Below are 20,831 nucleotides of genomic sequence, written 5' to 3'. Positions count from 1 at the left end.
CAAAATATACAGATAAATCATTGTTAAAAAATATACAAAAAATATTGAAAGTGATATAGACATATTATGAAATAGTGTATAGAATTAATTATGCTGTTTTAGAATTATTTAAATATGAAGGGAAGGTTTCAACATGGCACAAAATAAGATAGTTGTTCTTGGAGCTGGATATGGTGGTGTTCGTACTGCTAAGAAACTAGCCAAAAAATATAAGAAAAACAATGATGTGGAAATTACATTAATCGATAAGAATCCGTATCATACATTAATGACTGAATTACATGAGGTAGCTGGAGGAAGAGTTCATCCAGAATCTGTTCAAGTAGAATTATGTAAGATTTTTGGTAAAACAAAAGTTAAAGTTGTAACAGACTATATAGAAAATGTAGATACAGACAAGAAAGTTATAAAAACTACTCACGGAGAATATGCTTACGATTATTTAGTAGTAGGTACTGGTAGTGAACCAGCTTTCTTTGGAGTACCAGGAGTAAAAGAAAATGGATTCACTCTATGGTCATTTGAAGATGCTCTAAAAATTAGACATCACATTGAAGAAATGTTTGAAAAAGCTAGCTTAGAAAGAAATGAAGCTAAGAGAAAAGAAATGTTAACATTTATAGTTGCAGGTTCTGGATTTACTGGTATAGAAATGGCTGGTGAATTATTAGAATGGAAGACTAGATTAGCTAGAGAATACAACGTTGATGAAAATGAAGTTACATTAAAAGTTGTTGAAGCTATGGGAACTATCTTAAATATGTTAGATAGAAAACAAGCTGATAAAGCTGAAAAGTACATGGTTAAACATGGAATGGAAATATTAAAGAATTCACCTATAGTTGAAGTGAATGAAAATAACATAAAGTTAAAAGACGGACAAATTATCAACACTAGAACATTAATATGGACTTGCGGAATTCAAGCAAACCAAGAAGCTAAGGAATACGGCTTAGACACAGCTAGAGCTGGAAGATTACAAGCTAATGAATATATGCAAGCTGTAGGTAAGGAAGATGTATTTGTAGTAGGAGATATTGCTTACTTTGAAGAAGAAGAAGGTAAGGGTACCCCACAAATAGTTGAAGCAGCAGTTCAAACAGCTGATACAGTTGTTAAGAATATAGTTGCATCAATTGAAAAGAAAGAAATGCAAAAATTTGCTGGTAAATATCATGGATTCATGGTTTCTATCGGTGGAAGATACTGTGTTGCTAACTTAATGGGCTTTAAATTATCAGGATTCTTTGCTATGATAATGAAACATTTAGTTAATATTCACTACTTATTTGAAGTAAATGATGTTCATGCTATTTATAGTTACTTACAACATGAATTCTTTACTATGGAAGATAGAAGATCTGTAATGAGAGGTCATTTATCATCAAAAGCTAATAGATTATGGCTTGTACCTTTAAGAGTATTTATAGGTTCTCTATGGTTAATTGAAGGTATTAAGAAGTTAATCGGCGAAAGCGTTTGGGAAAAAATGTGGGATGCAGGTAGCATAAAAGGATTCTTTAATGCTATAACAATTGGTTCAGACAGCTGGACTAAAGCTGGTAATGTTAAGATGCCTTTCACTTGGTTACAAGATGCAACATCTGGTGCTTCAGCAGCAGCAGGTGCAGAAACTGCAACAGAATGGGCTAAGCCTATTATAAGTGAAGTTCCAGGTTGGTATGCTGCAATAATGCAATTTATGATGCCAAATCCTGAAGTAGCAGTATGGTTCCAAAGAATAGTTGTTTTAATGGAAATAGGTATGGGTCTTTGCTTAATCGCTGGATTATTTACATTTATATTCAGTGCAGTATCAGCAGGTATGGTAGTTAACTTTATCTTATGTGCTATGGCTGGATGGGATATATTATGGTACTTCTTCGGATCTATTGCTTTAATGGGCGGAGCAGGTAGAACATTTGGTTTAGATTACTATATAATGCCATGGATAACAAGGCTAGCCGATAATTTCTGGCATGGTAAGAAAGTACCAATGTACAAAAAAGCACAATAATTGATGAAATAAATCAACTATAATAAATTAAATACTATATATGCTTTTAATTTTGATATTTAAATTAATAAAATAATATTGATGTAGATAATTAATTAAAAGATATATATAATAAACTTTATAAGGTAGGGTAATTACTCTACCTTATAAAATTGTAAGGTTATAATGCAAAATAATAGCCTAATGGAGATGAATAATATGTTTAAAAGGTTAGACTTTGTTATAATTGCAGTACTTATGATATTATCATTTTTACCTGAAATAATACTTGGAGCATCTGTAGGTAAGAACTTTAGTACAACATATGCAGAAATAACTGTTTCAGGAAAGTTATATAAGAATATTCCTCTATCTGTACATAAAGGGGAGGAAATAATCGAAGTAAAAAGTAAAAATGGTATTAATATAGTAAAAGTTAAAGATAATAAGATAGGTATAATAGAAGCTGATTGTCCTGATAAGGTATGTATGAATCCAGAATACATTGAGAAGCCTGGGCAAAGCTTAGTTTGTCTTCCTAATAAGGTAATGATTGAGATAAAAGGTAAGGCAGACGATGATATTATATTATCACATTAAGGAGAAGCTATGAAAAAAACTAGTAAAATGGTATATATCGGATTGTTGGTAGCTCAAGCCTTAGTACTACATATATTCGAAAGAATGATTCCTGTACCTTTTATTACTCCAGGAGCTAAATTAGGTTTAGCTAACTTAATAATAGTTATTGCATTATATACATTAGACAGTAAGAGAGATGCCTTTTTAGTACTATTCCTTAGATTACTATTATCCACTATGTTTGGAGGGAATTTATCTTCATTTATGTATAGTGCAGCAGGTGGAATACTAAGCTTTATGGCTATGGTAATAGTAAAGGAATTATTTAAAGATAAGGTAAGTATAATAGGTGTGAGTTCAGCTGGAGCAATATTCCATAATGTAGGGCAATTAATAATTGCATCTTCAATTGTAAAGAATATTGGTGTGATGCTTTACTTACCTGTGTTATCGACAATAGGAATAGGAACTGGTATTTTTATTGGAATTACAGCTAATTATGCTGTAAATCATTTAAAAAGACTTCCAATGTTTAAAGGTTATATTTAGGTGCTGCCGCACATTGAAAAATTAAGATGATAATGCGACGGCTTCTTCAAGAAGGTGGATTTAAATGAAGAATATTTGGAGTAAGTATCCTGAACTTAATAAAGAGCTTAATGAAGTATTAAGTCTTATGAGAAAGAATGTTAAATGTAAGGATAAAAAAATAGAAAACTCTATTTTAGAATTATTAGAAGGAAACGGAAAATTATTAAGACCAGCTTTTGTACTAATAGGATCAAAATTTGGTGATAATGACAAGGCTAAATCTGTTCCTACAGCAGCCGTTATCGAATTACTTCATATGGCAACATTAGTACATGATGATGTTATTGATGATTCAAAACTTAGAAGAGGAAGAGAAACAGTTCAATCTAAATATGGAAAAGATTATGCAGTTTATATAGGAGATTATTTATTCTGCGTATGCTTTAAAATACTTGCAACTCAATCTTCTCTTCAAGCTATAAAAGTAGATTCAAGAGCTATGTCTAAAATATGTATGGGAGAAGTGAATCAGCTTAATGCTAGATTTTCTATGGAATTATCTGTTAAAGATTATTTAAGTAGGATATCTGGAAAGACTGCTGAATTATTTTCAATTTCTTTATATTTAGGTGCAGCTGAATGTAATGCTGATAAGAAGGTTTCTAGAGAACTAAGTAATATTGGTCATAATTTAGGAATGGCGTTTCAGATAATAGATGACATACTAGATTATGAAGGAAATGATGAAAGCATAAAGAAATCAGCAGCAAATGACTTAAAGCAAGGAATTTATACTATTCCATTAATATATGCTTATAGGAATAATAAAGATGCTTTTGATAATATACTATCAAAAGATAATTATACTGAAGAAGAAATAAGAGAAATAATAGGATTAGTTAAAGAAAATAAAGGTATAGAAATGGCTAAGGAATTAGCTGAAAAGTATATGAAGAAATGTTTTAAGGGAATTGAAAGACTTCCTGAAAATCCATATAAAGACGTACTTAGAGAAATTTCAAACTGGTTATTACTTAGAACATACTAAAGGGCTACTTTAATTTAAGTAACCCTTTAGTATGTTTTTTAAACTTTTTACAAAATTGCTATTAGTTTTATAAAAGGAATCTAAGTAGCAGATATATAAAGTCAATTCTATAGAAAAGTCCTCTATGTTAATTCTTTTAATTCTAGTGGAAGGGGCGTAATTATGATAAATACTTGCTGGGATAAAGGCTACAGCCTTTGCAGATAAAACCCCATTTAAAGCAGCAAAATAAGAATTAGTTTTATATAATATATTTGCTTTATTTAAGTCTTCTTCACTACATTCAAGCTCTTTAATTAAAGATTCTTTTAAGCATTTTTTATCTGAAGCCAAAATAAGTGGTAAATTTAAAATTTCATTTTTATGGATGGTATTAATGGGAAAACTCTTATCTGCAACTAAGAAAATTTCATCATTACCTAATGCTTTACTTATTATTCCATTATTACTCTCTGGTTTATGATAACAAATGAAAATGTCCCTAACATTATTAAGTAAGTTAGTATGAGAGCAACAGTCGATATTATTTATATTTATTGTATGAGAATCATAAACTTTTTTTAGTTTAGAAATTGCTATTGGTAAAATAGTTTGGCCTATTGATTCAACAGCTTCAATAGATATAAACTTTTTTTGATTTATAGAATGATATAATTCTTCTTGCATTTTATTGTAAGCGTTTAATATAGTTTCGGAATATTTAAATAGTATTTCACCTTCAGGTGTTAAGGATACACCTCTATTAGTCCTATTAAATAATTTCACATTAAGCTTATTTTCTAGCTTGGCAATTTGCTGACTTAAGGCAGATTGAGAAATGTGAGAGTTTTTTGCAACAGTAGAGATACTCTTAGAGTTTGCAACTTGATAAAAATAATTTAAACTATCTATATGCATAATAAACTCCTATCAAATAATTTATATATATGTTTCAATAAACAAATTCATCTATAGCCCCATAGAATTTAAAGTGAAAATTCGTTTTTATATTAAATCACATTAATTGAAATCATATAGTTTTTAATTTATATATAAGTTGTCAATAAAATTCAATATCTAAAATATTTTTAAAAGAAAATATAGATTATTAAATGGAAAATCTTTAACCAACTTATATATTAAATTATTATATTATACTAATTTATAAAAAGCAAAATTTGTTAGAATTAAAAATACTATGAATATAGTGTATAATTTATATAGTTAGGATGTGGTTAAATGAGAAATAGAAAAAAGTCAATAATACTTTTATTAAGTTTTTTTATAGTTATTTTTTTAAGTACATTTTTTAGTAGTTCTAATAAGAGTAGTTTAAAAGGCGATATAGTAGTCTGGACTAATGAATATTATTATGACTACTTTTTAAATATAGCTAGTGATTTTGAAGAGAGCAATAAAAAAGTAGATATAAAAGTTGTTCTAGTAAATGAAGATGAATATATAAATAAGATTATAAATTCTAGTGATACAGAATTACCTAATATAGCACACCTAAATTTTGCAGAGATTAATTTAGTTAAGGATAAAATCAATTTAATTAATGAAAATATGAGTACTATTGAAACGTATAAAAATAATTTCAATATAAATAGGTTAAAAGAAATAGAAACTAATGGTGGATACTATGGAATACCATTTACATCTAGCCCTATTTCTATGTATTTAAGAGAAGATGTATTAAATAGCTTTGGTTATAAAACAGAAGATATTAATACATGGAATCAGCTAATACAAATTGGTAAAGATATAAATATTAAAAGTAATGGTGAGTATAATCTTTTTTCTTATAAGGATAAGCTTAACATAGAGTTATTATTAGTAGCACAACTTATAGAGGGAAATAAGGAGATTAGTAAAGAAGAGATATTAAGTAAGATATCGGGGATATATAATGAAGAAAATACTACTTCAGACAACTATATATGTAGTATTTCAGGTCTTGATTTTTATAAAGTATTATCTGAAGGAGAAATTGAAGGTGTATGGGAGTGTAAGAATCCTCCCTCTATTAATATAGGAGAAAATAGATTGTTTGATTTAGGTGGAGAGAACTTAGTTGCCTTAAATGAAGGAAAAAATAGTGAGGCAATAAAAGTATTTATGGCTTTTGCATCAACTAATAAAGAACTACTATCAAAGGAAATTATAAAAAAAGACTTTCTTCCTAGTTCTTTATATGCTTTAAATGTACAGTTAGCAGATGGAAGTAATATTAAAGGGAGTAGCCCTTTATTAGTATTAATGAATACAATAGAAAGGGCTCCAGCCATCACTAATATTGATGAGTTTAAAGATATTATTTTACAATTTATAAATCAAGAAGTATAAATTTTTTTATAAGCTTCCAAAGTTTTTATGGCAGTGTTTTTCCATGAGAACTGGAGGCTTTTTTTATAACCTTCTTCAGCTAAATTATTTTTAAGATTATCATCATTTAATAATTTAACAAGGGCTTCTTCCAATTCATTTATATTAAATGGATTTATTAATAAAGCTGAATCACCAGTTACTTCAGGGATGGAAGTAATATTTGAAGTAATAACAGGAGTCTTACAACTCATTGCCTCAAGAGGAGGTAGTCCAAACCCCTCATAAGTAGAAGGGTATATAAAGGCTTCAGATCCACTATATAAGCTTGGAAGTAACTCTTCTGAAATGAAATCAGTAAAAATAATATTATCTCTAGAGGATAAACCTTTAGAAAGTTCAAGTAGTTTTTTTCCTTCATCTTTAAGAGAACCTGCCAAAAGAAGGGAGTGATCTACTTTTAAATCTTTTTTTATTTTATCAAAGGCTAATATCAGATTTTTAGCGTTCTTTCTTGAACTAAATCCTCCTATGTATAGGATATAAGGAGTAGTAAAGTTATATCTGCTATTAATTAATTTTCTGCAGGCTTCTTTATCCAAAGGTTTAAAGTTTGAGTTAGCAGCTAGAGGAGTAACAAAAACTTTATCTTCTGAAATATGATTAAAGAATTTTAAAATATCCTTTTTAGAATACTCAGATACAGTAAGTATTCCTTTAGCATTATCTATAATGCTTGGCATATTCTTCAAAAATCTTTCTAAATAGCCCCTTCCTGTTGTCTCAGGTAATACGTATGGAATTAAATCATGAATTGTTACAACGCATTTAGAGCTATAATTTTCACAGAGCCCAATTCCGTTTTGTGGTATATGGTGGATATCTATTTCATTATTTCTTATATAGCTTGGGAAATAGTAATTTTCATAAAATCCACCATGTTTTTTGGATGTCAAAATAATTTTACTATTGTTTTTTTTGAAATCTTCATAGTTTTTTCCGCTCCAGAAAATAGAATAATTATTTTCTTGGTCTATATTTAGAAGTTCCCTTAGCAAATTTTCAGTATATGTGCCTATTCCTGTACCATTATAAAGGTTAATACCCCTAGCATCTATTGAGAGATTCATAGCTATCCTCCAAAATCATGATATATATATGATTCAATTAATGATCTATAGTCTTTAATATTATAAGTTTAAACCTTACTTAGTAAATTATCTAAATTGAAAGCATATATACTATACTTATTAAGAAATATTTTTATATATAACAGTTTGCTATCAATTATTTAATATATTAGAACACAATAAAATATTAAAAATCATATAATGCAATAGAATAAATCTTAAGGAGAATTTAATGGAGATTTCATATATAAAAAATGAAATTCAAGATAAGTATCTTTTAGAAATTGAAAGTATGGAAAAAGTTAAAAATAGTTATAAGATTTCAACTAAAGGTGAGGATTATGGTATTAAAGTTATTAAATATCAAAAGCCTCATTTTTATTTTATTTTTTCTGCAATAAATCATTTAATAAATAGAGGTTTCAATAAGATTCCAGAGATAATAAAGACAAAGGATAATGAAGGGTATATTAGGCTTGGTAATAATTATGCCTATTTAAATAAGTGGATAGAGGCAAGAAATAGCAATTATGACAACATAGATGATTTAAGGATTGTATCTAGAACCTTAGCGGAGCTACATAATTGTAGTGAAGGATTTACTTTAGATAAAGATATGAAGCCTAGAATAGCTTGGTTTTCTTGGATTAAAGTTTTTGATACTAGGTGTGAAGAAATATTAGATTTTAGGAAAAGGATATATCAAAAGTCATATAAATCAGACTTCGATAAAATGTATTTAGATGAGATAGATAAAGAGATAGATAGAGGGAAAAAAGCTATAGAAAGTTTATTATCCAATAAATATTTTGAAGTTATGGAGAAGAAGGTTTTTAAAAGAGGATTTTGCCATCATGACTTTGCTCATCATAATGTTTTAATAAATAGTAAGGGAGAGGCAAATATTATAGACTTTGATTATTGTATTTTAGATTCTAATATACACGATGTAGCATCATTATTAATTAGGACTATGAAGGATGGAAAGTGGAATAGAAAGAATGCAGATTATATTATAGATAACTATTCTGAATGTAACTATATAAGTAAAGAAGAATTTAAGCTTATGAAGGGATTTATTATGTTCCCACAGGGATTTTGGCAAATTGGTCTTCAATATTACTGGGAGCAGCAGCCTTGGGGAGAAGAATTTCTGATAAATAAACTCAATAAGTATCTAAGGGATAGAGAAGAAAGGAAAGATTTCCTGGAAGACTTTTTTAATGAGGGGTGAGGTTATGGATAACTCTAGGTTAGTATCCTTCTTAGAAAAGAGGGGGATATATGTTTTAAATGAAGAATTTATAGCACCTAAGGAGGATGATAATATTCTAAATCAAATTGATAATATTATTGCATTTCAAAAATGTATTGGGGAGTATAAGGAGAATTTATATCCTAGAATAGGCTCAGTAATAGGTAAAGAGATAAATAGCTTTAATTCACAGTTAAGATTAATGTCTAGTTATTATAAGAAGGTAGAAAAAAGAGAAGAGCTTAATACTATTGATTTTTACTTTATAAGAAGGGCTGAAGCTCTAATAGATAAGGGGAGAAAAGCTTTAGATCATTTATATGCTTGTAATTATAAAAAGCTTATAGAGGAAAGTATGAAGAATTATGAGGTATGTTTAACTAGGGTAGATGAAAAGAATTTATATGTAAGTGAAGATGAAAAGATACTAGTTAAAACCATAAGGTATTTGTCATATAACCTAAAGGAGCATGATATTTATTCTTATATAAAAAAGTTAAAGAGAAGAGATAAGGATATTAATTGTGAGGAGATTATTAGCTATTATGTTGAAAAATTAAAATTAGATAAAGATAATAAGGAATACTTGAGAGCGTTGTCTTCTTACCCTTGTGAGGAGCTTAGGATATTAGAAAAGTATATTTTAGGTAAATTGAAGGATAGGGATGATAAGATTATTAATAGTCTTGAGAAGGCGAGAAAGTATGATAGTAATGGGATAACAATGTAGGAGGGTTACAATTTGAGTAAGTATAAATATATAGATAGAGATATATTATGCAAATATGATTTTAGTGAGGAATTCTTAAAAACATTAGATTTTGAAATAGAAGATATAATACCCCTAAGGAAGGTTTTTATTTTATTAACTAATAAGGGTAAAAAAATATTAAAACTAATAGATACATCTTCAAATAGGATTAATTTCATTAATACTGCCCTAGAATACTTATCTTTAGGATATGAGGATATATTAAGTTACTATAAAAATGATAAAGGAGATATTGTATTTGAATCACTAGATAATAGGTATGTAGTTTTAAATATGATAGAGGGGAGGGAAGCAGCCTTTAGCAATCCAGTTGAAATAGAGCTTTGTACAAAAGCCTTAGCTAATATGCATAACTCTTCTAAGGGAATCTTTAATATATTGACTTCTGATATAGTTCAAGGGAATGTAGGTGACTACCTACCTAATTATTTTAATAATGCTAAAGAAGATTTAATTAGTATTAAGGATTATATAATGAGATTTAGATACAAGAATGAATTTGATAATATATTTTTAGATAATGTAGATAAGTTTATTGAAGAAATAAAAAGAGCTATAGAACTACTAGCTATGTGTAATTATAATAGCCTTCTTGAAGATTTTAATAAAAGAGTATTATGCCATAATGATTTAGCTCATCACAATTTTATTATTGATGGTGTTGGAGTAAGAATAATTGATTTTGACTACTGCAAAATCGATACTAGATCTGTTGATATAGCTAACTTTGCATTAAAGGTTATAAAAAATAGTTATTATGATGTAGACACCTTTAAATTAATAATTAATTCCTATAATGAAGTTCAGAAATTAAATAAGGATGAAATAAAATTAATTTACTCTATTTTAAGTTATCCAAGAGATTTTATAACTATATCAAGGGATTATTATTATAAACAAAAGAAATGGGATTACGAAGTATTCCTAAGTAGATTAAATGATAAGATAAATAATGAAGAATATAGAAGAAGGTTTATAGAAGAATTTATAATAGACATGAATGAATATTTCTATTAGATTGCTAAGGAGTCTTTAACATATTATGCTCGTCCGACCTTGCACGCTCCAAGTCGGCTTACGCACAATATGTTAAAGACTACTTGAATAATTTAATCTTGTATATGTAAGCCTACTGAATGAAGAAATTCAGGCGAGCTGAATTTCAAGGGTTATTGCTTTGTGAGTGCATTAAGTCAAAGTATAAGCTAATTATAAACTTATTGTGTATGTATATTAAAGAAAGATATCTATTAGCATATAATTTTTATATTTGCCAGTATATTAGTATTTAAAATACTTGATAGCATATTAGATTACGAAGCAATATATTTAATAGATAATTGATAGTACATAATTGATAATTAAGGATGTTTGTCTCCCGAAAACTTAAAACTAAATTGCTGCGAAGCACTTTTTATTTAAAACTCCGTAAGGAGTTTTTTTCTTAATTGATAATTGTTAATTTTTTTGCTTAGCAAAAAAGAGCATGCCCTGAAATTGTTGGAGTTAATATCACTGTATTTGTATAAATACTATTTTGATACTAACTCCAGAAAAGGGATGCTCTTATTATTTAATAATTTCATTATAAGCTTTTAAAGTAGAAAAGGCTGTATTATTCCATGAATAATGGGCGCTTTGAATAAGGCCTTTAACAATCATACTTTTTCTAAGTTCATTATCACTTAGAACTGTTTCAATGGATTTAGATAACTCTTCTATATCGTATGGATTTATTAATAGGGCAGAATCATTGCATATCTCAGGAAGAGAAGTGATGTTAGAGGCTATAACTGGTGTACCACAAGCCATTGCTTCTAAAGGTGGTAAGCCAAAGCCTTCATAAAATGATGGATATGCTAATAATTTAGCAGCATTATAAAAAATAGGTAATTTCTCTAAAGGAATAAAGTCTGTAAAAATAACATCATCTTCTATATGCAATTCAACAGCTCTTTTTTTATAGGCTTCATAAGATATTCCCTTCTTACCTGTAATAACTAACTTAAGGCTTTTTTTTAAGTTGCTTAATAAAAGAGAAAAGGCTTCAATTAAGCCTAAAATATTTTTTCTTGGACTAAATCCACCAACGTAAAGTATAAAATCATCTTTAATTTTATAGTTTTCTTCTATTATTTTTTTGCACTGATACTTATTTAGTGGCTTATATATATCCTCTGCAGCAAGATGAGTAACGAAAATCTTATCTTTTGGGAAGTTAAATTCTTTGGCTATATCTTGCTTTGAAAACTCAGATACTGTTAATATTCCATCTGAATTATTAATAATGTTAGGAAGCTCTTTGTTAAAGATATTTAAATACCTATCACTAACAGTTTCTGGCATTCTCAGTGGGATTATATCATGCAAAGTAATAGCTTTGTGACAATTTATATTAGTATTAAGACCAACCCCGTTTTGTGGGACATGGTAAATATCTATATTTTTATCATTTAAAATATTAGGAACTTTAACCTCATCCCAAAAATTTATTTCAGCTGTGGCTTCAACTAACTCAACACTAAAATTATCACTTAAATCTAGAGCTGAATTTTCAGGTAAAAAAACTAGGTAGTCATTATTCTTATCTACTTTGCTTATACTATTAATAAGTTGGTAAGTATAAGTGCCGATACCAGTTCCTCTATACCATTTGGCAGCCCTGCCATCTATGCTTATCTTCATGATTTAATCCTTTCTCATTGTTTTTAATTTATTATATTAAAGATAGGAATAAAATGTTAATAAAAGAATAAATATAGTCATATAAATATAAAGGGGGTGATGGTTATGATGAGAGAATTTGAAATAGAAAGACAATTTGATATTAAAATTGAAACTCTAAAAGCCAATAAGGGAGTTTATTATTTAAAGACGAACAAGGGTGAAAAATGTTTAAAAAAGATTAATTATGGACCTCAAAAGCTATTATTTGTTTATGGAGCAAAAGAGCACTTAATTAACAATGGATTTAATGCTGTTGATAAGTACTTTTTAAATATAGAGGGGGAGCCATATGCCCTAGTTAACGAGGATCTCTATACACTATCTGAATGGATAGAAGGTAGAGAGTGTGATTTTCATAACATAGATGAGGTGAAAATAGCAGCAAGGACTTTAGCAATGTTACATGAAGCGTCTAAGGGATACGATCCTCCTGAAAATTCTAAATTGAAAAGTGACTTAGGTAGATGGACCCATCTTATGAGTAAAAGGATTAAGTCTTTTGATAAGATGAGAGATATGGTAAGGAAAAGGAGTAATAAAAATGAATTTGACCTACTATATTTAAAATCAATGGAATTTTATAAGGATATAGGAAGAAAAGCTTTAAAGACATTAGAATCCTCTGAGTATATTAGGTTGTGTGATATAGCTCAAAATGATAAGAGCTTTTGTCATCATGATTTTACTTATCACAATATAATTTTAGATGAAGAAAACAAGTGTCATGTTATTGATTTTGACTATTGTAAAAGAGAAGTTAGAACATTTGATATATCAAACTTTATGATCAAGGTTTTAAAGAGGGTAAATTGGGATATTAACTTTGCCAATGCTATTATTTCTTCTTATAATGAAGTTTCACCATTGTTAGATATTGAATATAAGGTATTATATGCTTATTTACAATTTCCTCAAAGATATTGGAGACTTGCTAATAGATATTATTACAATGAAGTGAACTGGGGTCAAAATACCTTTGGTAGTAAGATTGAATCAATAATAAATGAACAAGAGGATATGTTAAAATTTTTAGAGGGATTCAAAAATGAGTATCAGGTGGAATAAAGAGTTGTTAATGAATTTAAGACTGTTTTTTAACAGTCTTTTTTCAATTAATTAAGGATAATTAAAAAACATAAATTTAGTGTACAAATAAAGAAATTTCGACATATTATAGTACATAATAATTATTTGTGGAGTAAACATGAAGATAGGAGATTTGGTAGTTAGAAAATCTTACAATAAGGATATCACTTTTAAAATAATTGATGTTAAAGAAGAGGATGGAAAAGAAATATATATGTTGAAAGGTATAAGCATAAGGATAATAGCAGACTCTAGGGATGAAGACTTAGAGTTAGTGGATGAAGAATATGAAGGCGATAAGGAAAAAATATTAAATAGAAGAGTAGAAGCTGCAATTAAGAAAGCTGTATCTATGAGAGGTGAAGGTGGTGCTGTAAAGCCCTTAAATAATTTATATAGGGGTAAGCAGAGCAAAAGCCAAAGCAATAAAGAATTGATATTTGGAAGACCAGGTAAAATACTTCATATTGATGGTGATAGTGATTATTTGGAGACTTGCCTTAAGGTATATAAACAGCTTTCGTTAGATGCTGTAGGGAAGGCTGTACCAGAGAAGAAACAACAAGAGGTCATAGTAGATTTAGTAAAAGAAGTAAAACCAGATATAGTAGTTCTTACAGGGCATGATAGTGTTGTTAGAACTACGAATGATTTTTTAAACTTAGAAAACTATAGGAATTCAAAATATTATATAGAGGCTGTGAAAGCTTTAAGGAATTATAATTCAAGTTATGATGAGTTAGTTATATTTGCTGGGGCTTGTCAAAGCTGCTACGAATGTATGTTAGATGCTGGAGCTAACTTTGCAAGTTCTCCAAATAGGGTGTTGATACATTGCTTAGATCCAGTATTAGTATGTGAAAAAATTGCTTATACTAGAATTGATAAGGTAGTATCTATAACTGAAGTTATAGATAATACTATTACAGGTATAAAGGGGATCGGAGGATTACAAACTAGGGGTAAGTATAGAGAAGGATATCCAAGGTCTCCTTATATATAAATATTGAAATAAAATAAGTGAATAAAAATTTCTAAATAAGGGATAATAATAATGAAGAAAAAAGAATAAAAATAGGCAAAAGTTTACATTGACAAGTTCTTTTAAAGGTGGTAAAATAATAATTTTTGCTTGACAATAAGTGGGTTTGGGTGTATAATCATAATTAAGAAAGAAGGTGTTTATGTGGAAAATGTAAAGACTATCGCGTCTATAAAGAGACATATTGAAAACCATATAGGAGAAAAGGTGACTTTAAAGGCAAACGGTGGAAGAAAGAAGATCCTAGTAAACAACGGAATAATTGAAAGTGCACATCCAAGCATTTTTGTGGTAAGATTAGATAACGATATTCCTAGAACAGTAACGTACAGCTATTCTGATGTGTTAACTAATACGGTGCAACTATATTTTGCTATGTAAGAATAGAGCTCAAAAAGTAGAGCTCTATTTTTATTTTGTGTAAAATATTAAATTTTATTTTTACGAAAAAAAAAGAAAGATGGTGGGTTTCCATCTTTCAACTATGGTATAAAAGGGTATTGAGAATTTATGAGAGGTTATATGGTCAATAACCATATTTATAATACGACATATTTTAATGAGTGTCAACAATTTATTTTGAAATTTTAAATAAAAAAGATGAAAAAAGTGTTTAAATTCGACATTTATAGATAAAATCATTTACATTTTTTAATTATAGCAAATAAAATGAAGAAAAATATTTGTTATATTTTTGAAACAATAATCTAATTTATGAATAAATATATATAGTTGGAAATATATTTATTAATAGGTATCCTATGGGAGGGGTTATATGTCAGATATAGATGTAATAAGAGAAACCATTAATTACGAAGAATTACTTAGAGAAGGGGAAACAAATCACGTCTTAAAAGGAGAACATTTAATAAGGGATTCACAATATCCTGATATTAAAGATGTATTAGGTGCAGATGTAAAAGCTACTATTACTAGTAAGGAAGTACTTGGCGATAAAATTATGGTGGAAGGGAAAATTGAATATATAGTATTCTATGTATCTAAAGAAGAGCCAGTTGAAGATTCTCCATACAACAAGGTGCATGCTGTAATATTCAATGATAAATTTGCAAATTATATTGAGCTTAACAATGATGAACATAATATAGTATGCAATGTTGAATGTGACATAGAACATATTGAAGCAGATTTGCTAAATGAAAGAAAAGTTGGAATAAGCGGCATTTTAATTTTAAGATGGGGAATTTATAAAAATGGAGAATTCGAATACGTAAAGGACATTGATGGAACTGAAGATATACAAGTTCAAAGAGAAGAGGAGCCTATTAATAAACTTAAGGGTGAAAAAGACTTAGATTTAATGGGTAAATCAAGATTGAAGGCCTCAATAGACAAAAGCGAGATAGACGAAGTTCTAAAATGTGATATGAATCTTCATAAAAAGGAAATTAAAGTTGTCGATGGTAAGGTATATGTAGGATGCTATTGCAGGATTATGTTACTTTATAAGGGTAGGAATAATAGAGAGCTAGAATCTTTAGTAGATGATGTTTACCTTTCAAAGGAAGAAGAGATTCCTGGAATTAGTGGTGAGATGCTCACAGACATGGATTTAAAAGTTTATGATCAACAATACAGTGTTAATTTAGATGATGTTGGAGAAAATAGAGTTGTAGAAATTGAATTTATTGTTAAAGGAAAAGTAAAGATTTATTCAAAGGAAAGGGTGGAAATATTAAAGGATGCCTATTCGCCTACGATGAATATTGATTTAGAAAGTGGAAAAACAGAATTTGCATTAATTCATGATATGGCTAACTCCGAGGTAACTGCAAAGGAAACTTTAGAACTTAAAAATAGAGAAGATAGAGTTGAAGAGGTTATTTTTGTTACAGGTAGACCTATGATAAAAGAAAAGGTTGTAGAAGATGAACGAGTTAGGTTAGAAGGAGTAGTAAAGACTTATGTACTTTATAAGCTAGCAAGTGAAGAGTTGGATTATGGGATATTAGTTGATAATGTTCCATTCTCTACAGTAGTAGATGTAAAAGGCTTAAGAAAGAATATGAAGGTTGTTGCAAAGGCTAGCTTAGAAAATATTGATGCTAGTATTGAAGGTAACGCAATATCTATTAGAGCCAATGTTAATATATCTTTAAAGGCATATTATAGAGTAAATAAGGATTATATAAAAGAAGTTATAAAGGGTAATAATGAAGTTAAAGAAAAACAAGCTTCCATTATTATTTACATTGTAGCTGATGGAGATACCCTTTGGAAGTTAGCTAAGAGATATAATACTACTGTTAGTGAATTAGAGAGATTAAATGAAATAGAAGATGTGAATAATATTAAAGCAGGAGATAGGTTAATAATACCTGGAAGAGCAACATTTTAAATGAATAATGAATAGTGGATAATGGGTAATTAATGAATAATGGATAATGCATAATTGAGGAAAAAACTCCTAGGTCGTTTTGAAAAAATATTTCATTTTAGTAATTCCGAAGGAATTACATCCTTAATTATTAATTGTTAACTGTTAATTGTTAACTAAAAAAAGGGGGTCATCAATATGATGGCCTCTTTTCTTGCGTAAAAAAGTAATTCTATAAGAAGTAAGGTGCTGTCGCACAATGAAAAATTAAGAGCGAATAATGAAAAAATAATAAAAAAGCTCCGAAGGAGTTTGAAAAAGAAATTAATTTTAGCAATTCTGCAATAATTACATCAATAATTGCTAATTATCAATTGCTAATTGTTAACTGACGCTTCTTTGTATTATATAAACTTTGAATAAGATTTACTTGGTATGGATAAAATAAGAAATGCATGATAAGAGGTGAAAATATGTCGGAAAAAATCAAGGGAGATTTAATAATAATCGGAGGAGCTGAAGATAAAGAAGGAGACAAAGAGATATTAAAAAAAGTATGTAATTCAATTAATAAAGATAGGGATTTAATATTAATAGCAACTATAGCTACAGAGTATCCAGAAGAGGCTTTTAAAAAATATACTAAGATTTTTGAAGGCTTAGGAGTTAAAAATATAAAAGGATTAAATATTAAGGAAAGATCTGATTCTGAAGAAGAAAAAAATATAGACCTTATTAAAGATGCTGGATTAATATTCTTTACTGGAGGGGATCAACTAAGAATAACTAGTTTGTTAGGTGGTACCAATATTTATGATGCAATAAAAGAAGCAAGTTTAAATGGTTGTACTATTGTTGGAACTTCAGCAGGTGCTTCTGTTATGAGTGACACTATGATTGTTAAGGGGGAGGATGATGAGTCTCCTAGAAAGTGTACATTAAGAATGGCTCCTGGACTTGGATTAGTTGAAGGTATTATGATTGACCAACATTTTGCTCAAAGAGGGAGAGTTGGAAGGCTTCTTACAGGTATTGCTCAGAATCCGGAAGTGGTTGGGGTTGGTATAGATGAAGATACTGCCTTAGTAGTTAGAGATAATGGAGATGCTCAAGTAGTAGGAAATGGTGCTGTTTATATTTTAGACGGTAGAAATATAACTTATAGCAATGTGTCAGAGCAAAACTCTGATGAGGTATTAAGTATGTTTAATGTTAATTTACATGTATTAAAAGAAGGAGATAAATTTAACCTTCTAAGTAAGTTACCTTTTGAGGAGGAAAAAAGTAAAGATGAAAATAGTGAAGACTAAAGTCTTTGAAGGAAAAAGCATATATTCACATAAGACTTGCATCAGGTTAGATGTTGATTTGGAAGGGTACTGTGAAATACCAAGTAAAGATATTGAAGATTTTAATTTTAACTTAGTTAATATGCTTCCTGAGCTTAGAACGCATAGGTGCGGGATAGATGAAGAGGAAGGGTTTATTAAAAGGCTAAAGGAAGGTACTTATTTAGCTCATATATGTGAACATATAATAATAGCAATACAAAATAATCTTGGAATAGATGTGCATTTTGGAAAAGCTAGGGAAATTAAAGATGACCATTATTATATAATTTTTCAATATCAATATGAAAATACTGCTATTGAATCTTCTAAGCTTGCAATAGATATAATAAATTCATTAATAAATAAAAATCCTATTAATTATGAGGACAGATTTGAATTAATTAAAGAAATATTAAAAGAAGAGATGCTTGGTCCTAGTACAAAGGCTATATGTGATTATGCTAAATCCATAGGTTTGCCAGTAATTAAATTTGGAAGAGGAGAATTTCATCAAATAGGATATGGGAAAAGGGCTAAAAAAATTGAAGCATCAATTAGTCCGAATACAAAATGTATTTCAGTAGATATAGCCTCTGACAAATTACTTACAAAGGAACTATTGAAATCTCAAAATATTCCTGTGGCAGAAGGCAGTAAAATAAGAAATATTATAAATTTACTAAAAGAAGCTGAAGATATTGGATATCCAGTTGTTATAAAACCTCAATATGGTAACAAGGGTAAAGGAGTAGTCCTTAATATAAAAACTGAGATGGAATTATTAACAGCTTATAGAAAGCTTAAAGTAAAATTTAAGGATTTAATAATAGAAAAGTATCACAATGGCAAGGATTTTAGAGTTTGTGTGATTAACAATAAAGTAGTAGCAGTTGCTCTTAGAAAACCTCCTTGTATTGAAGGGGATGGAAAAGATAATATATTAGAATTAATGGAAAAATTAAATGATAATCCTTTAAGAGGAGATGATCATGAAAAGCCATTAACTAAGGTGAAATTAGATGAAGAAGTATTAGGTTCCTTAAAAGATCAAGGAAAAGCCTTAATGGATGTTCTTGAAAAGGGAGAAAAGATATATTTAAGAAAGAATGCTAATTTATCTACAGGAGGAGAAGCGGTAGATTATACAGATAAGATATGTGATGAAAATATTGATATATGCATAAGAGTTGCTAAGATTCTTGAGTTAGATATTTGTGGTATAGATATTTGCACTAATGATATATCAAAACCTCTAATAGATAACGGAATAGTAATGGAGGTTAATGCAGCGCCTGGGCTTAGGATGCACTTAAGGCCAAGTAAGGGGAAATCAATAGACTTAGGTAAAGAAATAGTAAGTATGATATATAAGGATGAGCCATCCAATATACCTGTAATTTCAATAACAGGCACTAATGGAAAAACAACGACAACAAGGCTTATTAGTCATACTCTATCAAAAATGGGTTATTGTGTAGGGATGACAAGTAGTAGTGGAGTTTTTGTAAATGATAAATGCATAGATAAGGGTGATGATACAGGATTTAAGAGTGCAAGAACAGTTCTATTAAATCCTGATGTTGATATTGCTGTTTTGGAAACTGCTAGAGGTGGATTAATAAGAAATGGATTAGCTTATGACTTAGCAGATGTAGCTGTTATAACTAATATTAGAGAAGATCATTTAGGGATTGATGGAGTTAAATCTATGGAGGATCTTTGTCATGTTAAATCTTTAGTAGGTGAAGCCGTGAAAGATGATGGTTATGTAGTGATAAATGCTGATGATTATTGGAGTAAGAGTATCTTAAATAGGATAAAAGCTAAAAAAATATTCTTTACTACTAAAAACTTAGAAGAGTTTATGGAAGAAAAAGATCCAAATAATATATATGTTTATATAAAAAATAAAAATATCATTATAGAAAATGAAGAGAAGAAATATTTACTATGTAAAATTGATGATATTCCAATTACTTTAAATGGGAATCTTGAATTTAATGTACAAAATGTATTGGCTGCAACTGCAGCTTTAGTTGGGATGAAAATAGATTATTGCATGATTAAGAATGGTATTACATCATATCTATTAAACTCAGACAAAAACTCAGGACGATTTAATTGTTATGATGTCAATGGAGTTAATGTAATATTAGATTATGGTCATAATTCTGATGGGTATAATGCTGTATTATCCTCTTTGAAAAAAATTAATAATGGTAAAGTATATGGAGTTGTTGGAATACCTGGAGATAGAGCGGATAATGCAGTTGAAGAAATAGGTGAGATTTCAGCTAAGTATCTTGATTATATAATAATAAAGGAAGATCAAGATTTAAGAGGTAGGAACACAGGGGAAGTAGCAAAGCTTATTGAAAGTGGGATATTAAATTATAATAAGAATAAAAAATATGAGATAATATTAAAGGAAGAGGATGCTTTAATAAAAGCCTTAACAATGGCTAAGTCTGGGGATAGTATAATTATATTCTTTGAAAAGATTGAAATGTTAAAAAATGTTATTAATGACTACGTTAAGGAAAGAGAATTAGTAGAGAAATATAAATTTGGTGCTATTAACTAAACTACAATCTGTTTTAGTTTACTATAATAATAAAAAAATATATAATTAAAATAAACTTCGGAGAATACTCTGAAGTTTATTTTGAAAGTTTTTTGAAAGGAA

The 20,831-nt window shown here is 28.7% G+C and carries 17 protein-coding genes; 14 read left to right on the top strand and 3 right to left on the bottom strand.

Annotated elements, in window-relative coordinates; genetic code table 11:
- Positions 1-133: 133 nt before the first annotated feature.
- From E5347_RS14870 to E5347_RS14855, 4 genes are all read left to right on the top strand, one after another.
- Positions 134-2,017, top strand: a complete 1,884-nt coding sequence (locus tag E5347_RS14870) for an FAD-dependent oxidoreductase (RefSeq protein WP_136008017.1) — start codon at positions 134-136, stop codon at positions 2,015-2,017.
- 198 nt (positions 2,018-2,215) lie between these two features.
- Entirely contained in the window at positions 2,216-2,596 is a 381-nt protein-coding gene (locus E5347_RS14865) for a NusG domain II-containing protein (protein ID WP_136008016.1), read from the top strand.
- Positions 2,597-2,605: 9 nt separating this feature from the next.
- Positions 2,606-3,127, top strand: coding sequence for a Gx transporter family protein (locus E5347_RS14860; protein ID WP_136008015.1), 522 nt, complete (start codon positions 2,606-2,608; stop codon positions 3,125-3,127).
- Positions 3,128-3,191: 64 nt separating this feature from the next.
- Positions 3,192-4,157, top strand: a complete 966-nt coding sequence (locus E5347_RS14855) for a polyprenyl synthetase family protein (RefSeq protein ID WP_136008014.1) — start codon at positions 3,192-3,194, stop codon at positions 4,155-4,157.
- 9 nt (positions 4,158-4,166) lie between these two features.
- Here E5347_RS14855 and E5347_RS14850 read toward each other — a convergent pair whose 3' ends face one another.
- Positions 4,167-5,054, bottom strand: a complete 888-nt coding sequence (locus E5347_RS14850; RefSeq protein WP_136008013.1) for a LysR family transcriptional regulator — start codon at positions 5,052-5,054, stop codon at positions 4,167-4,169.
- A gap of 321 nt (positions 5,055-5,375) precedes the next feature.
- Here E5347_RS14850 and E5347_RS14845 point away from each other — a divergent pair, with 321 nt between their 5' ends.
- Positions 5,376-6,485 (top strand): ABC transporter substrate-binding protein, encoded by a 1,110-nt coding sequence (locus E5347_RS14845; protein WP_136008012.1) that lies wholly within the window; start codon positions 5,376-5,378, stop codon positions 6,483-6,485.
- Here E5347_RS14845 and E5347_RS14840 read toward each other — a convergent pair.
- On the bottom strand, positions 6,473-7,594 hold the full coding sequence (locus E5347_RS14840; RefSeq protein WP_136008011.1) for a glycosyltransferase family 4 protein: 1,122 nt from the start codon (positions 7,592-7,594) through the stop codon (positions 6,473-6,475). The two genes, E5347_RS14845 and E5347_RS14840, sit on opposite strands and share 13 nt — an antisense overlap.
- 232 nt (positions 7,595-7,826) lie before the next feature.
- On the opposite strand from E5347_RS14840, the gene E5347_RS14835 reads away from it, so the two are divergent.
- From E5347_RS14835 to E5347_RS14825, 3 genes are read left to right on the top strand one after another with little or no spacing between them, the layout of a single operon-like run.
- On the top strand, positions 7,827-8,828 hold the full coding sequence (locus tag E5347_RS14835) for a CotS family spore coat protein (protein ID WP_136008010.1): 1,002 nt from the start codon (positions 7,827-7,829) through the stop codon (positions 8,826-8,828).
- A gap of 4 nt (positions 8,829-8,832) precedes the next feature.
- The gene (locus E5347_RS14830; protein WP_136008009.1) at positions 8,833-9,579 is read left to right on the top strand and encodes a hypothetical protein; all 747 of its coding nucleotides are present in this window, start codon (positions 8,833-8,835) and stop codon (positions 9,577-9,579) included.
- A gap of 12 nt (positions 9,580-9,591) precedes the next feature.
- Positions 9,592-10,638, top strand: a complete 1,047-nt coding sequence (locus tag E5347_RS14825) for a CotS family spore coat protein (protein WP_136008008.1) — start codon at positions 9,592-9,594, stop codon at positions 10,636-10,638.
- A gap of 552 nt (positions 10,639-11,190) precedes the next feature.
- Here E5347_RS14825 and E5347_RS14820 read toward each other — a convergent pair.
- Positions 11,191-12,306, bottom strand: a complete 1,116-nt coding sequence (locus tag E5347_RS14820; RefSeq protein WP_136008007.1) for a glycosyltransferase family 4 protein — start codon at positions 12,304-12,306, stop codon at positions 11,191-11,193.
- Positions 12,307-12,411: 105 nt separating this feature from the next.
- Between E5347_RS14820 and E5347_RS14815 the strand changes: the two genes are divergently transcribed.
- The 6 genes from E5347_RS14815 to cphA all read left to right on the top strand — a co-directional run bounded on the left by E5347_RS14815 (position 12,412) and on the right by cphA (position 20,729).
- The gene (locus E5347_RS14815; protein ID WP_136008006.1) at positions 12,412-13,413 is read left to right on the top strand and encodes a CotS family spore coat protein; all 1,002 of its coding nucleotides are present in this window, start codon (positions 12,412-12,414) and stop codon (positions 13,411-13,413) included.
- Between the two features lie 139 nt (positions 13,414-13,552).
- Positions 13,553-14,437, top strand: coding sequence for a sporulation peptidase YabG (gene yabG, locus E5347_RS14810; protein WP_136008005.1), 885 nt, complete (start codon positions 13,553-13,555; stop codon positions 14,435-14,437).
- 183 nt (positions 14,438-14,620) lie between these two features.
- A complete protein-coding gene (locus tag E5347_RS14805; RefSeq protein ID WP_136008004.1) occupies positions 14,621-14,857 on the top strand; it encodes a Veg family protein in 237 nt (78 codons plus the stop codon).
- Between the two features lie 394 nt (positions 14,858-15,251).
- Positions 15,252-16,835: a DUF3794 and LysM peptidoglycan-binding domain-containing protein gene (locus tag E5347_RS14800; RefSeq protein ID WP_136008003.1), complete on the top strand. Its 1,584-nt coding sequence runs from the start codon at positions 15,252-15,254 to the stop codon at positions 16,833-16,835.
- Positions 16,836-17,287: 452 nt separating this feature from the next.
- The gene (locus E5347_RS14795) at positions 17,288-18,124 is read left to right on the top strand and encodes a cyanophycinase (protein WP_136008002.1); all 837 of its coding nucleotides are present in this window, start codon (positions 17,288-17,290) and stop codon (positions 18,122-18,124) included.
- The gene (cphA, locus tag E5347_RS14790; protein ID WP_136008001.1) at positions 18,105-20,729 is read left to right on the top strand and encodes a cyanophycin synthetase; all 2,625 of its coding nucleotides are present in this window, start codon (positions 18,105-18,107) and stop codon (positions 20,727-20,729) included. The genes E5347_RS14795 and cphA overlap by 20 nt, the downstream gene beginning before the upstream one ends.
- Positions 20,730-20,831: the final 102 nt, after the last annotated feature.

This window comes from Clostridium sartagoforme (assembly GCF_004794105.1).
Classification (GTDB): domain Bacteria; phylum Bacillota; class Clostridia; order Clostridiales; family Clostridiaceae; genus Clostridium; species Clostridium sartagoforme_B.
This window is presented reverse-complemented; position numbering and strand designations above follow the sequence as displayed.

Coding starts and splice junctions, on each gene's coding strand:
- E5347_RS14870 (WP_136008017.1), top strand. CDS start 134: ATGGCACAAAATAAGATAGTTGTTCTTGGAGCTGGATATGGTGGTGTT.
- E5347_RS14865 (WP_136008016.1), top strand. CDS start 2,216: ATGTTTAAAAGGTTAGACTTTGTTATAATTGCAGTACTTATGATATTA.
- E5347_RS14860 (WP_136008015.1), top strand. CDS start 2,606: ATGAAAAAAACTAGTAAAATGGTATATATCGGATTGTTGGTAGCTCAA.
- E5347_RS14855 (WP_136008014.1), top strand. CDS start 3,192: ATGAAGAATATTTGGAGTAAGTATCCTGAACTTAATAAAGAGCTTAAT.
- E5347_RS14850 (WP_136008013.1), bottom strand. CDS start 5,054: ATGCATATAGATAGTTTAAATTATTTTTATCAAGTTGCAAACTCTAAG.
- E5347_RS14845 (WP_136008012.1), top strand. CDS start 5,376: ATGAGAAATAGAAAAAAGTCAATAATACTTTTATTAAGTTTTTTTATA.
- E5347_RS14840 (WP_136008011.1), bottom strand. CDS start 7,594: ATGAATCTCTCAATAGATGCTAGGGGTATTAACCTTTATAATGGTACA.
- E5347_RS14835 (WP_136008010.1), top strand. CDS start 7,827: ATGGAGATTTCATATATAAAAAATGAAATTCAAGATAAGTATCTTTTA.
- E5347_RS14830 (WP_136008009.1), top strand. CDS start 8,833: ATGGATAACTCTAGGTTAGTATCCTTCTTAGAAAAGAGGGGGATATAT.
- E5347_RS14820 (WP_136008007.1), bottom strand. CDS start 12,306: ATGAAGATAAGCATAGATGGCAGGGCTGCCAAATGGTATAGAGGAACT.
- E5347_RS14815 (WP_136008006.1), top strand. CDS start 12,412: ATGATGAGAGAATTTGAAATAGAAAGACAATTTGATATTAAAATTGAA.
- yabG (WP_136008005.1), top strand. CDS start 13,553: ATGAAGATAGGAGATTTGGTAGTTAGAAAATCTTACAATAAGGATATC.
- E5347_RS14800 (WP_136008003.1), top strand. CDS start 15,252: ATGTCAGATATAGATGTAATAAGAGAAACCATTAATTACGAAGAATTA.
- E5347_RS14795 (WP_136008002.1), top strand. CDS start 17,288: ATGTCGGAAAAAATCAAGGGAGATTTAATAATAATCGGAGGAGCTGAA.
- cphA (WP_136008001.1), top strand. CDS start 18,105: ATGAAAATAGTGAAGACTAAAGTCTTTGAAGGAAAAAGCATATATTCA.